Here is a 13789-nt window from a genome sequence, read left to right as displayed (position 1 = left end):
TCTGTTGGAGAGGGGCGGCGTGAGGGCAAGGGGCAATACCCTCGCCTATACTCACTTGAACCCGTATGAATTAGCGGCGATAATTCGCCCCAATAAGCGATTTACAAATCAATCCCTTCCTCGTCGGGTTTAACGACGCGGAGGGGATTTTTTTTCATCTGTTTTTAATGTATCGACTTTAAAGAGGTCAGGACATGAGCACTTTAGGCCATCAGTACGATAACTCTCTGGTATCTAACGCGTTTGGTTTTTTACGTCTCCCGATGAACTTCCAGCCGTACGACAGTGACGCTGACTGGGTGATCACCGGCGTGCCGTTTGATATGGCCACGTCAGGCCGTGCTGGTGGCCGTCATGGTCCGGCAGCTATTCGTCAGGTCTCCACTAACCTGGCCTGGGAGCACAACCGCTTCCCGTGGAACTTCGACATGCGCGAGCGCCTGAACGTGGTTGACTGCGGTGACCTGGTGTACGCCTTTGGCGACGCGCGCGAGATGAGTGAAAAACTGCAGGCCCATGCCGAAAAACTGCTGGCTGCCGGTAAACGCATGCTCTCCTTCGGGGGTGACCACTTCGTCACGCTGCCGCTGCTGCGTGCTCACGCGAAGCACTTCGGTAAGATGGCGCTGGTGCATTTTGATGCCCATACCGACACCTACGCGAACGGCTGTGAATTCGACCATGGCACCATGTTCTTCACCGCGCCAAACGAAGGTCTGATCGATCCAAACCACTCTGTGCAGATCGGTATCCGTACCGAGTTTGATAAAGACAACGGCTTCACCGTGCTGGATGCCGGCCAGGTGAACGATCGCGGCGTGGATGACATCATCGCTCAGGTAAAACAGATTGTCGGCGATATGCCGGTTTACCTGACCTTCGATATCGACTGCCTGGATCCGGCGTTTGCCCCGGGCACCGGCACGCCGGTGATCGGCGGCCTGACCTCTGACCGCGCCATCAAACTGGTGCGCGGCCTGAAGGATCTGAACATCGTGGGTATGGACGTGGTGGAAGTGGCTCCGGCTTACGACCAGTCAGAGATCACTGCTCTGGCAGCGGCCACCCTCGCGCTGGAAATGCTCTACATCCAGGCCGCGAAAAAAGGCGAATAAGCCTTACGCCCGGATTGCTGCTGCGCGACGCATGCGCAGCAGCAACATGCCTCCTGCAAGCAGGGTGATAACCTGCGAGACGACCAGCACCGAAAACCCTGAGCTGACTGAACCCACCGATTTCATCACCATCCCCATCAGCAGCGGAATAAACGCCGCGCAGATATTCCCAATCCCGTTGATGATCCCGTAGGCACTGCCAACGGCTTCCCGCGCCGCATGATGCTGGATAACCGCCGGAATGGCGGCCCCCTGAAGTCCCCAGAAAATATTGGCCGAGAGCATAAACAGCGCCAGCCAGCCGGGCTGGTGGCTCAGCATCAGCATGACGACGGAACTCGCCGTTAAGATCCCGCCCACCACAAACAGCAGCGGTGCCTGGTCCGGGCGCATTTTGTCGAGCAGCACACCGCCCAGAAACTTTGAGCCAAGACTCAGCAGGAAGGGGATAGCCGCGAGAAAGCCGGTCGCGTGCAGGGAGAAGTGGTGTTCATCGCGCAGCCAGGCCGGAAGCCAGGCGCTGCTGCCCCAGAGATAACTCAACGTGGCGATTTCAACCAGCAGGATCCAGCCCAGAAGCGGCGTCTGCCAGGCAAGCGTAAAGGTCTGCACAAACCCGGACGTCCGGCGCTTGTCGGTATGTTGAGGGGCCGGCAGGAAACGCCAGATTAACCCCCCACCCAGCGCCAGATTGATCGCCGCGAGGGCATAAAATGACCCCGCCCAGCCAAGGTGTGCCATCAGCCAGGTGATCAGCGGAAAGCCTACTGCCAGCCCCAGTGAAACGCCCAGCGCGGTAACGGCGTTGGGCTTACCAATCTCCCCGGCGCTAAAGTTATCGCTGATAAAGCGTGTTTTCAGTGAAAAGAGTGGGCCTTCGGCAATGCCCAAAATCAGTCTGGCGATGAGCATGCCCATCAGCGACCCCAGCAGTGGCGAGATGGCGCAAACCACGGCCCATATCGCAATGCTGGTTAACAATCCCTGTCGGTAATGTAATTTGCTTTCGATAACTGGGGTCAATAGTAAAGCGGAAAAACCATAACCCAGCAAAAAGCAGGTCATGAGCATTCCTTGTAACATTCTGTTTTCATTTAGCTGAAAATGTTCGGCAAATTCAGGGTTTAAAATCATCACCGAGATATTTACGCGGTCAACGTAGGAAATAATAATGAGCACCAGAAGTGCCAACGTGCCTTGCCATCTTGCCGTCATTTAATCCGCCTTAATCGTGCTGTCTGTTTATATTTTTTATGAACGTTATTGTCACGTAACTAAAATGATTCACCTGTGAAACTCATTGTTTTAATGAGATAAATCAAATTAAAGTTTCACAGGTGAAACACCAGAGGTATGCGCACATATAATTTTTAAGGAATAAAAATAAAAGAAGTCAATCTCTATTTTAAAAAATAAAAGATCATCAAAAAAATGTATTCATTCACGCCTGAATAATGAAAATTTCATATCGCTGCATTTTTTCGTGATCGCTTGCACACTTAGCTAATTAAACCTCTACTGATTAACAAATTCGTCACATTCGCGCTTGACGAAACATTCTTCGCTTTTATATTGACCGTATTAAATAAGAAACAGAGTTTCATATATGAAACAAAAGCCTGGAGGATCGTGATGAGCTGGATAGGCGTATGTGACGCAGAACAAGTACAGGAAGATTTCCCTTTTAGCGGTAACGTCGAGGGCAAAGAGATCGGCGTTTATTTGATTGATGGCGAATATTACGCGCTAGAAGACGTATGCCCGCACGCTTACGCGCTGCTGAGTCAGGGTTTTGTCGAGGACGGTAAAGTGGAATGTCCGCTGCATGAGGCGGTTTTCGATGTCAAAACCGGCCAGTGCCTGCACGGCCCAGGCGGACGTAACCTCAATCGTTACCCGGTTCGGGTATTTGAAAACCAGATCCAGATTACCTTCGTCGAGGAGACAGTGGCATGAGCGAAAGTCTGAACTTCAACCCGGCGCTGCCGGAAAGCCGTCAGTTTACCCCTCCGGCTGAGGGCGGTAACGGCGCCATCCATAAGCCCGGTGATTACCAGAACCTGATCTGGCAGACCCGCAGCCGCGTTCCGGAAAACTGGGAAATCACGCTTATCTCCACGCTGGAAGACCTTTTCGAACAGGGCGCTGAAACCGTGCCGGAACTGGTCAACGGGCTGAACGCGGTACGTATGCACGATCAGCAGGGCGAGCCATGGAGCGATGCCAGCTTCCAGGCTTTCTTACAGGTTAACGGCTACTGAGGGCAATGCGATGACGACTACCGTACAAAACTATCTTGATAAAGGTCTGCGCGGCCTCTGGTACCCGGTGCTGGCGAGCTGGGAAGTTCAGTCTGCGCCCGTGGGGATCACCCGTCTGGGCGAACAGATTGTGGTCTGGCGCAACAAAGATGGCCAGGTGCAGGCGCTGGAAGATCGCTGTCCGCACCGTGGCGCGCGTCTGTCGATGGGCTGGAATCTGGGCGATCGTATCGCCTGCTGGTATCACGGCGTGGAAGTGGCGGGTAACGGCGAAGTGAAGGATGTGCCTGCGGTGGACAAATGTCCACTGGTCGGCCAGCAGTGTGTGCGCAGCTACAACGTGCAGGAAGTGCACGGGGCCATCTTCCTTTGGTTTGGCGTTACCGCCGATCAGCAACCCGACGAACTGAGCTTCCCGGACGAACTGGCTGACACCGACGCCTACAGCAATTTCCTCTGCACCGCCGCGTGGAAATGCAATTACCAGTACGCACTGGAAAACGTGATGGACCCGATGCACGGCACCTATCTGCACTCTTCGTCGCACTCCATGGCGGAAGGGGATCGCAAAGCGGATATGGTTCTGCAGCCAACGAAAACCGGGTTTATCTTCGAGAAAAAAGGCCAGAGCGGCGTCAACTTCGACTGGGTTGAGCTGGGCAACAGCGGCACCTACTGGATGCGTTTGTCCATTCCTTATAAGAAGCGTTTCGGGCCGGGCGGTCACTTCTTCATTGTTGGCATGGTGGTGCCGGAAGATAACGATAACTGCCGCGTCTTCTTCTGGCGTATCCGCCGCGTGCAGGGCTGGCAGCGCGATATGTGGCGTTTCATGTACCGTAACCGTCTGGAAAAACTGCACTGGGAAGTCCTTGAGCAGGACCGCGTGGTGCTGGAGAGCATGGCGCCAGATGCACGGGAACACGAATACCTTTACCAGCATGATGTGGGCCTCTCGCGCCTGCGCCGCATGATGCAAAAAGCGGCGAAAGAGCAGCTGGCGGCGCGTGAAGCTCAGCAGGGAGCCGCCTGATGAATGGGCTGCTGAACGGGAAACGCATCGTGGTGACCGGTGCCGCGCGTGGGCTGGGCTTTCATTTCGCGAAAGCCTGCGCAGAGCAGGGCGCGGCGGTGGTGATGTGCGACATCCTTCAGGGCGAGCTGGCTGAAAGCGCGCATGGCTTAAGTGAGAAGGGCTATGCGATTGAATCACACGTTATCGATCTGGCCGATCCGCTCTCCATTTCGCGGGTGTTCAGCACCATTGGCAAACAGGGACCGATCGACGGTCTGGTCAATAACGCGGCGATGGCGACCGGGGTCGGCGGCAAGGACATGCTTGATTACGATCCGGATCTGTGGGACCGGGTGATGAGCGTTAACGTTAAAGGCACCTGGCTGGTTACCCGGGATGCGGTACCGCTGCTGCGCGAAGGGGCAGCCATTGTCAATGTGGCTTCCGATACCGCGCTGTGGGGCGCGCCGCGTCTGATGGCCTACGTGGCCAGCAAGGGCGCCGTGATTGCCATGACCCGTTCAATGGCACGTGAGCTGGGTGAAAAACGCATTCGTATTAACGCCATCGCCCCGGGCTTAACCCGCGTCGAAGCGACGGAATATGTCCCTGCAGAGCGGCATCAGCTTTACGAAAACGGCCGGGCGCTCACCGGGGCGCAGCAGCCGGAAGACGTCACCGGCAGCGTGGTCTGGCTGTTAAGCGATCTGTCGCGGTTTATCACCGGCCAGCTGATTCCGGTCAACGGCGGTTTTGTCTTTAACTGAGGTAAAGCAAATATGGCAAGCGATCACGAAGTGAAGTACCTGGTGCCGGGGCTGGAGCGAGGCTTACAGCTGCTGCTGGCCTTTGGCGAGCAGCACCGTGAACTGACCTTTGCCGAGCTGCACAGGCTGGTCGATATGCCGAAAGCCACCGCCTACCGCGTGGTACAAACGCTGGAATACATGGGTTTTCTGGAACGCAACACGCGAACCAATACCTTCTCGCTTGGCATGAACGTCCTGCGTCTGGGCTTTGAATACATTGCCTCACTGGATGTGGCGCAGGTCGGTCAGCCGGTCATCGAGCAGCTGCGTGACGTCAGCCAGTGCAGCAGTCATCTGGCGATCCGCGACGGGCGCGACATCATCTATATCGCCCGCGTCAGCGCCGCCGGTTCTCGCATCAATCAGGTGAGCATTGGTACCCGTTTGCCGGTGCACTGCACGTCGCTGGGTCGCATGCTGCTGACCGATATTTCGCGAGCCGATTTCGAACAGCTGTTCCCGCACGAACGTCTGCCGGGCAACACGCCGGGCCAGATCCACGACCGCGAAGCGTTGTGGCAGATGGTGCAGCAGGACAAAGCACGCGGCTATGTGATCGGCGAATCCTTCTTCCGTCATGGCATCTCCTCCATCGTTTATCCGGTGTATGACCGCAGCGGAAGGGTGGCGGCCGTGGTGAGCATTCTGGTGCCTTCGGAGGAGATCCCGCAGACCGATCGCGAGCGCCTGCAAAACGATGTCCGCATGGCGGCGGATAAAATTTCTGGCTTCTTAGGGTATTTGTCACAGGCCAGTTAAATCAGCAGGTTAACGCCAGGCGCTTCATTGCGTCGGGCATGTTTTACGCCCAATCTGGGCCAGACGAGGCAACGAACGATGTGTATAACCGGAATTGAAAAGCTGGAATTTGGCGTCGAAAACCTGACGCACTGCGCCAAATTTATGCGTGATTTTGGCCTGACGGGCGATGCCAGCGGCCAGCGTTTTACTACCCTGAGCGGCGCGCGCGTGGAGCTAAATCCTGTCGACAGCCCTGACCTGCCACCAGCGTTTGAAGCAGGAAATACGTTGCGCCGGATGACCTGGGCAGTCGCCACCCGGGACGATCTGGAGGCGCTGCGCCCGAAGCTTGAGAAGCAGTCCGGTTTCCGTGAGGTGGGCGACGCGCTGGAGTGCCGCGATCCGAACGGCATGACCCTGCGCGTACAGGTCAGCCATCAGGTGCCGGTGGAGCTGAACGTCGAGCCGATTAACCAGTGGGGCGATGCCCGCCGTATCGACACGCCAAGCCCGGTCTACGATCGCGCCCAGCCTATTAACGTGGGCCACGTGGTGTTCTTCGTGGAGGAGCTGGCGGCGGTGGAGACGTTCTACCGTGAGGTGCTTGGGTTCCAGGTGTCTGACCGCTACATCAACCGTGCGGTGTTCCTGCGCTGTGGCGTGCGCGGCGGGCATCACAACTTGTTCCTTCTTCAGCTGCCTAACCGTAAGCGGGGTTTGAACCACGTGGCCTTTACCGTACGCGACATTCACGAGGTGATCGGTGGTGGGATAGCGATGAACAAAAACGCCTGGAGCACCTTTATTGGCCCGGGGCGTCATCCGGTCTCCTCGGCCTATTTCTGGTACGTCAACAGCCCAACTGGCGGGGCGTTTGAATACTACACCAACGATGATTACCTCACCGAAAACTGGCAGCCGCGCGAGCTGGAACATTCGCTGGTGTCGTTCACCGAGTGGGCGGTTGAGGGTGGGATTGACCACGACACTCGCCGTCAGCAGAAAAAGCCGGAGGCGGTATGACCTCGCGCATTGTCATTATTGGCGGCGGTCAGGCAGGTGGCTGGGCGGCGAAAACCCTGCGTGACGAAGGCTTCGACGGCGAGATTTGCGTCGTGGCGGAAGAGGCGTGGGATTTCTACGAACGCCCGCCGCTGTCCAAGGCTGCGTTACTGGAGCCGGACGCGCCGCTACCGCGTCTCTTTCCTGAAGCGGCGCAACAGGCATTGAACCTGACATGGTGCCGGCCGGTGCGCGCGGAATCTCTCGATCGTCACGCGAAAACGGTGCGCTTAAGCAACGGTGAATACCTTAGTTACAACATTCTTTTAATCGCTACCGGTGGTCGGGCGCGTCTGCCGGGCGATGCATGGGCGGCCCACCCGCAGGTCTATACCCTGCGCCACTGGCAGGACGCACAGCGGCTGAAGGCGCGCCTGGCAGAGAGTCAAAACCTGGCGATTATCGGCGGAGGCTGGATTGGCCTGGAGATTGCGGCCTCCGCGCGTAAATGTGGCGTCGCCGTGACGCTGTTTGAGCAGCAGCCCGCGCTGTGCATGCGTTCGGTGAGCGCCGAGGTATCGCAGCAGCTGGAAACACTTCACCGCGAACAGGGCGTGGATATCCGCACCGGCTGCGGAGCGCTGGAGCTGGAAGATAACAATGGTCTGCCGGTCATTCACTGTGACGGCCAGCGTGAAACCTTTGATGCCGTGGTCGTCGGGATCGGTGTTGATCTCAATCTCGAGCTTGCACGTGATGCGGGTCTGCAGACTGAACGCGGGATCGTGGTGGACGCTCAGGGGCGAACGTCGGATCCGTTTATTTATGCTGCCGGTGATGTGGCCCAGCACCATCACTATGGGCTGTGCATTCAGTCGTGGGCCTTTGCCCAGAATCAGGCGGTTGCCACGGCAAAGGCGATGCTCAATCCCGATGCCCCCGGCTATGACGACGCGCCGTGGCTGTGGTCGGATCAATACCAGCACAACATTCAGATCCTCGGTATTCCGCAGGCCGACTGCACAACCCTTGCCCGGGATAATACGCTGTTTTTCTCACTGGATGAAAACGGACGGCTGACCCAGCTGGTGGCGTTCAACGATGCGCGTACCGTCAAGCTGGCGAAACGCTGGATGGCTGCCGGAAGGGATCTGTCCGATGTGCCGCTGGCTGACCCGACTTTTTCACTGATGTCATTGCGATAGCTAACCCGCACCCGTAGGGGGAGACATGACCACATTTGAGACTAACACCGCGCCGGTTGAGGCAAGCGGTGAGGGCACCCGCACGCCCGAAAAAGCGGTGCGCTGGGCCATCCCGCTGTCTTTGCTGGCCTGCGTGCTGCTGGCATTTTTCGACAAAATCAGCATTGCGGCGCTCTTTTCCGACAGCCATTTCCAGCAGGCGATGGGCATAGATTTTGACACCACGCGCCTCGGCATTCTGATGAGCGCCTTCCTGCTGAGCTACGGCTTCTCATCGGTCTTTTTAAGCGGACTGGGGGACAAGATTGCACCGCTTCGCCTGCTCACCGGCATGATGGTGGTGTGGTGCGTGCTGATGGTAGCCATGGGGTTTACCCATAACTACACGATCATGATCGTCCTGCGCATTTTGCTGGGCGTGGCAGAAGGGCCGCTGTTTCCGCTGGCGTTTGCCATTGTGCGGCATAACTTCCCGCAGCATCTGCAGGCGCGAGCCACCATGTTGTGGCTGCTGGGTACCCCGGTAGGCGCGGCGATTGGTTTCCCTCTCTCTATCTGGCTGCTGAATGCCTTCGGCTGGCAGAGCACCTTCTTTGTGATGGCGATGCTCACCGTGCCGGTGCTGGTGTTCGTGCGCATCGGTCTGCGCGGGATCCGTCTGGGTGCCAAACCGGCTGCGGATCGCGAATCACAAGATGAACGACGTGCCGCGCGGCGCGAGCTGTTTGTCAGCCCGCACTTCTGGATTATCTGCATCTTTAACATCGCGTTTCTCACCTACCTGTGGGGAATCAATGGCTGGCTGCCGGGTTACCTGATTAAAGGGAAAGGCATTCATCTTGAACACGCGGGCTGGCTGTCGTCGATGCCGTTTATTGCCATGCTGGCGGGTGAGGTGATTGGCGCATGGCTTTCTGACCGGGTCGATAAACGCGCGGTGGCCTGCTTTATCTCGATGGCTGGCGCGGGATTAGGCCTGACGGCGGTCATGCATCTTGATACCCCGCTGGCCGTTATCGCGGCGATGAGCTTTAGCACCTTTATGTGGGGCACCGGTGCGCCGAACATTTTCGCACTGCTGGCGAAGGCGACCCATCCCCGGGTGAGCGCGACGGCGGGCGGTATTTTCAACGGACTGGGAAACTTTGCGGGCGCGCTGTCGCCGGCGGTGATGGGCGCGTTGATCGCCTTCACCCACAGCATGGATTCCGGGCTGATTTTTCTGGCGGTGATGGCGGCGGTGGGCTGCGTCCTGTTACTGCCGCTGCTGAGACGTTACTGAGGAGAGTGTCATGACTGATTCAACCGTAACTGCAAAACCAGGCATTAAACCTGACCATCTGACCATGGAAGAGTGGATCGAGTCGCGCATTGCGCGCTTTGAAGGGCGTAAATATGACTGGAACGCGCTGAAGTTCCAGGCCGATTTCGATCCTAAATACCGCCGTGCGCAGATGCGCTACATCGGTACCGGGGCAACGGGCGTGGCAAGCGATACCAATACCGTGCCGGCTGAGCACTTTACCTTCTCCACCATGGTGCTGCCGTCGAAGTGCGAGGGACCATTGCATCTGCATGACGACGTGGAAGAGGTGTTCTTCATGCTTAAAGGGCAGATCACGCTGATGATCCAGGACGGCGATCACTACACCGAAACCGTGCTGCGCGAACGCGATCTGATCTCCGTTCCGCCGGGCATCTATCGCGGTCTGTTCAATCATGGTGAAGAAGAGGCGCTGATGTGCGTGATGCTCGGCACCAACAAGCCGGAAATCCCGACCTATCCGGCCGATCACCCGCTGTCGAAAGTGAAGCGGAACTAAGGGGGCGCGATGACGGGCTTTCGTGAACAGGGAAGCGGCATCCCGCTGATGCTGCTCCACGGCATCAGCTCCGGTGCTGCCTCCTGGCATAAACAGATGGCGCTGAACGGTTTTCGCGTGCTGGCGTGGGACATGCCCGGTTATGGCGAAAGCCCGATGCTGGCGGTTGAGCGCGCCAACGCGGGGGATTACGCCGACGCGCTGGCGGCCATGCTGGATCGCGCGGGCGTCTGGCAGGTCGTTCTGGTCGGGCATTCGCTTGGGGCGCTGGTGGCAAGCGCCTTTGCGGCGAAGTATCCCGAACGCGTGCTGCATCTGGTGCTGGCCGATGCCGCGCAGGGTTACGGCCAGGCCGAGCCGGCGCAGCGCGAGCAGGTCTGGCGTAACCGGGAGCAGCAGATGGCGCTTGGGGGCGAGATCCTGGCGCAAACCCGGGCCGCTAAATTATTACGCCCGGGCGCGCGTGAGGACGATATTGCCACCGTTGCGGCGGGCATGCGCAAACTGCGCCCGGAAGGCTACCTCGCTGCCGCATGGATGCTGGCACATGACGATATTCACGGCTGGCTGAAGCGTTACGCCGGTGACTTTGAAGTCTGGTGCGGCGAGCAGGACGCCATTACCCAGCTTGAGCTGGTTCAGGGGCTGGCGCTACGTTACGGCATGCCGTTTACCGCGATTCCCCTGGCCGGGCACGCCAGCTATCTCGATAACGACGCGTTTTTTAATCAACAGCTTTTACGTATCAACGAAGAGGTGCGCGATGAATGCACAAATTGACGGGCGCGTAGCGGTAGTCACCGGCGGTTCTTCTGGCATTGGTTTTGAAACACTGCGCTTGCTGCTGGGCGAGGGGGCAAAAGTGGCGTTCTGTGGCCGCGACCCGGACCGACTTGCCAGCGCGCATGCGTCGCTGCAAAACGAATTCCCTGATGGCGAGATTTTCTCTCACCGCTGCGACGTGCTGGATGCAGACCAGGTTCAGACCTTTGCCCAGGCCGTTAAGTCCCGCTTTGGCGGGACAGACTTGCTGATTAATAACGCCGGACAGGGGTATGTGGCGCACTTCAATGACACCCCGCGCGAGGCCTGGCTGCATGAAGCCGAACTGAAACTGTTTGGGGTGATTAACCCCGTACAGGCTTTTCAGCTGCAGCTGGAGCAATCGGATATTGCCTCCATTACCTGCGTGAACTCGCTGCTGGCGCTGCAGCCAGAGGAACACATGATTGCCACCTCCGCAGCACGTGCCGCGCTGCTCAATATGACGCTCACGCTCTCGAAAGAGCTGGTGAGTAAGGGCATCCGCGTGAATTCCATTTTGCTTGGCATGGTGGAATCCGGCCAGTGGCGGCGTCGCTTTGAGAACCGGGCGGATAAAAGTCAGAGTTGGCCGCAGTGGACGGCGGATATTGCCCGCAAACGCGGCATTCCGATGGCGCGTCTCGGTAAGCCGCAGGAGCCTGCGCAGGCTCTGCTGTTCCTCGCGTCGCCGCTGGCTTCGTTTACCACCGGTGCGGCGCTGGACGTTTCCGGCGGCTTCTGCCGTCATCTGTAAGGACACATCATGAAAAAAATCATGTTAATCGGCTACGGTGCCATGGCGCAGGCGGTCATTGAGCGTCTGCCCGAGCAGGTTGCCATCGGCTGGATCGTGGCGCGCGAGACGCATCATGCCGCTATTCGCCAGCAGTTTGGCGATGCGGTGGTGGCACTGACCTCGCCCGCATTATGTGCGGATACTCCCGATCTGGTGCTGGAATGTGCCAGCCAGCAGGCGGTGGCGCAGTACGGGGAAGCGATTTTACGCCGTGGATGGCATCTGGCGGTGATCTCCACCGGCGCGCTGGCAGACAGCGCGCTGGAACAGCGTCTGCTCAACGCAGGCGGAAAGCTGACGCTGCTCTCCGGTGCGATGGCGGGCATTGATGGCCTGGCGGCAGCAAAAGAGGGCGGGCTTGAGAAGGTGACCTACCAGTCGCGTAAAAGCCCGGCCAGCTGGCGCGGCAGCTATGCCGAGCAGCTTATCGATCTTAACGCCGTGTCCGAGGCGCAGATCTTCTTTGAAGGCAGCGCACGTGAAGCGGCACGACTGTTTCCGGCCAACGCCAACGTGGCGGCGACCGTGGCACTTGGCGGCGTGGGGATGGATGATACCCGTGTGCAACTGATGGTTGACCCGGCCACTCAACGCAATACCCACACGCTGCACGTCGAAGGGATGTTTGGCGAGTTCCATCTGGAGCTGAGCGGGCTACCGCTTGCCAGCAACCCCAAAACCTCCACCCTGGCGGCACTCAGCGCGGTTCGCGCCTGCCGTGAACTGACGCAGCGCTGAGGAGCGACGATGGACGATCTTAACATTTTCATTGGCGGCAACTGGCGGCGTGGCGGCGGTAACCTGATGCAGAGTCATTTCCCGGCAGACGGTGCGGTGAACGCCACGCTCCACGCGGCAAGCCTGGAGGATCTGCAGGAGGCTATCGACGCCGGAGAGCGCGCGTGGCGCGATCCTGCCTGGCGTAACAGCCTGCCGCATGCGCGTGCGAAGATCCTGCATAAGGTGGCGGATCTGATCGAATCCCGCGTCGATGAACTGGCCCGCATGCAGAGTCGCGACAACGGTAAACCGCTGGCGGAAGCGCGGGGGCTGGTGATGAGCGCGGCAGGCACGGCGCGTTATTTTGCCGCCGCCTGCGAGCTGCTGGAAGGTGAACTGCCGACCCCACGCCAGCCTGATGTGCTTACCCTCAGCCGATATGAACCGCTCGGCGTGGTGGCGGCTATCACGCCCTGGAATTCCCCCATTGCCAGCGAAATGCAGAAAGTGGCGCCGGCCATTGCTGCCGGTAACGCGGTGGTTCTCAAACCAGCCGAAGCCACCCCGCTGATGGCGCTGGAGCTGGCGCGTATTTTTGAGCAGGCAGGCTTACCCGTCGGGCTGCTGAGCGTGCTGCCGGGCAAAGGCTCGGTGATTGGCGATGCGCTGGCGCGTCACCCGAAAGTGCGAAAAATCTCCTTTACCGGTGGCACCACCACGGGCCGTCATCTGGCGCACGTGGCGGCGGAAAAATTGATCCCGGCCTCGCTGGAACTGGGCGGTAAATCCCCGACCATCGTGCTGGAAGATGCCGACGTTGAGCTGGCTGCGCGCGGGATCTGCTACGGTATTTTCAGCTCTGCAGGTCAGGCCTGTATTGCCGGTTCGCGACTCTTTATCCATGAGCGCCTTTACGCCCCACTGATGGCGAGGCTGCTCGAATTAACGCGCGGCCTGCGGGTCGGGCATCCCTTTACCGACGGCACCCATGTGGGACCGCTGATTAACGACGCGCACCGCCAGAGCGTGCAGGCTTACGTTGAACTGGCAAAGCGTGAAGGGGGCCGCGTGCTGTGTGGCGGGGAGATCCCTGCCGATCCACTGCTGGCAAACGGCAGTTACTTCCAGCCCACCATCATCGAAGGCCTGACCAACAGCGCGCGCGCCTGTCAGGAGGAGATCTTCGGCCCGGTGCTGGTGGCGATGCCCTTTAGCGATGAAGCCGCGTTGATCCGTGAGGCGAATGACTCCGTTTATGGCCTTGCCGCCGGGATCTGGACGCGGGATACCGGGCGCGCCCTGCGCCTGAGCGAGCAGCTTGAAGCGGGCACGGTGTGGATAAATACCTACAAAGTGTTTGCAATTTCGACCCCGTTCGGGGGCTTTAAAGAGAGCGGTCTGGGCCGCGAAAAGGGCATTCAGGGGCTGAAAGCCTGGATGCAGCAAAAGAGCATTTATCTGGCGACGGGTAACAGCGTCAACCACTGGTGCGACTGAG

General features: G+C 58.7%; 15 protein-coding genes. 14 read left to right on the top strand and 1 reads right to left on the bottom strand.

Annotated elements, in window-relative coordinates:
• The first annotated feature begins 194 nt into the window (after window positions 1-194).
• Window positions 195-1115, top strand: coding sequence for an agmatinase (gene speB, locus L462_RS08610; RefSeq protein WP_014071686.1), 921 nt, complete (start codon window positions 195-197; stop codon window positions 1113-1115).
• 3 nt (window positions 1116-1118) lie between these two features.
• Here speB and L462_RS08615 read toward each other — a convergent pair whose 3' ends face one another.
• Window positions 1119-2330, bottom strand: a complete 1212-nt coding sequence (locus L462_RS08615) for an MFS transporter (protein ID WP_032678945.1) — start codon at window positions 2328-2330, stop codon at window positions 1119-1121.
• A gap of 417 nt (window positions 2331-2747) precedes the next feature.
• On the opposite strand from L462_RS08615, the gene L462_RS08620 reads away from it, so the two are divergent.
• The 13 genes from L462_RS08620 to L462_RS08680 all read left to right on the top strand — a co-directional run bounded on the left by L462_RS08620 (window position 2748) and on the right by L462_RS08680 (window position 13788).
• Window positions 2748-3071 carry a Rieske (2Fe-2S) protein gene (locus tag L462_RS08620; RefSeq protein ID WP_013098654.1) on the top strand — a complete coding sequence of 108 codons (324 nt, stop codon included), beginning with the start codon at window positions 2748-2750 and terminating at the stop codon, window positions 3069-3071.
• Window positions 3068-3376: a recombinase-like helix-turn-helix domain-containing protein gene (locus L462_RS08625; RefSeq protein WP_014171555.1), complete on the top strand. Its 309-nt coding sequence runs from the start codon at window positions 3068-3070 to the stop codon at window positions 3374-3376. Before L462_RS08620 ends, L462_RS08625 begins: the two co-directional genes overlap by 4 nt.
• 10 nt (window positions 3377-3386) lie before the next feature.
• A complete protein-coding gene (locus L462_RS08630) occupies window positions 3387-4409 on the top strand; it encodes an aromatic ring-hydroxylating oxygenase subunit alpha (protein ID WP_020883703.1) in 1023 nt (340 codons plus the stop codon).
• The gene (locus tag L462_RS08635; RefSeq protein ID WP_032678944.1) at window positions 4409-5158 is read left to right on the top strand and encodes an SDR family oxidoreductase; all 750 of its coding nucleotides are present in this window, start codon (window positions 4409-4411) and stop codon (window positions 5156-5158) included. The genes L462_RS08630 and L462_RS08635 overlap by 1 nt, the downstream gene beginning before the upstream one ends.
• Before the next feature lie 12 nt (window positions 5159-5170).
• On the top strand, window positions 5171-5959 hold the full coding sequence (locus tag L462_RS08640; protein ID WP_020883705.1) for an IclR family transcriptional regulator: 789 nt from the start codon (window positions 5171-5173) through the stop codon (window positions 5957-5959).
• A 78-nt stretch (window positions 5960-6037) separates the two neighbouring features.
• On the top strand, window positions 6038-6964 hold the full coding sequence (locus tag L462_RS08645) for a VOC family protein (protein ID WP_032678943.1): 927 nt from the start codon (window positions 6038-6040) through the stop codon (window positions 6962-6964).
• Window positions 6961-8148, top strand: coding sequence for an NAD(P)/FAD-dependent oxidoreductase (locus tag L462_RS08650; RefSeq protein WP_032678942.1), 1188 nt, complete (start codon window positions 6961-6963; stop codon window positions 8146-8148). Before L462_RS08645 ends, L462_RS08650 begins: the two co-directional genes overlap by 4 nt.
• Before the next feature lie 25 nt (window positions 8149-8173).
• Window positions 8174-9430 carry an MFS transporter gene (locus tag L462_RS08655; RefSeq protein ID WP_032678941.1) on the top strand — a complete coding sequence of 419 codons (1257 nt, stop codon included), beginning with the start codon at window positions 8174-8176 and terminating at the stop codon, window positions 9428-9430.
• Window positions 9431-9440: 10 nt separating this feature from the next.
• Window positions 9441-9971 (top strand): cupin domain-containing protein, encoded by a 531-nt coding sequence (locus L462_RS08660; protein WP_020883709.1) that lies wholly within the window; start codon window positions 9441-9443, stop codon window positions 9969-9971.
• 9 nt (window positions 9972-9980) lie between these two features.
• The gene (locus tag L462_RS08665) at window positions 9981-10751 is read left to right on the top strand and encodes an alpha/beta fold hydrolase (protein ID WP_032678939.1); all 771 of its coding nucleotides are present in this window, start codon (window positions 9981-9983) and stop codon (window positions 10749-10751) included.
• Entirely contained in the window at window positions 10735-11529 is a 795-nt protein-coding gene (locus L462_RS08670) for an SDR family oxidoreductase (protein ID WP_032678938.1), read from the top strand. Before L462_RS08665 ends, L462_RS08670 begins: the two co-directional genes overlap by 17 nt.
• Before the next feature lie 9 nt (window positions 11530-11538).
• Window positions 11539-12309: an aspartate dehydrogenase gene (locus L462_RS08675; protein WP_032678936.1), complete on the top strand. Its 771-nt coding sequence runs from the start codon at window positions 11539-11541 to the stop codon at window positions 12307-12309.
• Window positions 12310-12318: 9 nt separating this feature from the next.
• Window positions 12319-13788, top strand: a complete 1470-nt coding sequence (locus L462_RS08680) for an aldehyde dehydrogenase (protein ID WP_032678935.1) — start codon at window positions 12319-12321, stop codon at window positions 13786-13788.
• Window position 13789: the final 1 nt, after the last annotated feature.

The organism is Enterobacter sp. BIDMC 26 (assembly GCF_000534435.1).
Classification (GTDB): Bacteria; Pseudomonadota; Gammaproteobacteria; order Enterobacterales; family Enterobacteriaceae; genus Enterobacter; species Enterobacter ludwigii.
Note: the sequence above shows the minus strand (reverse complement) of the source record. Positions and strands in the feature narration are given on the sequence as shown.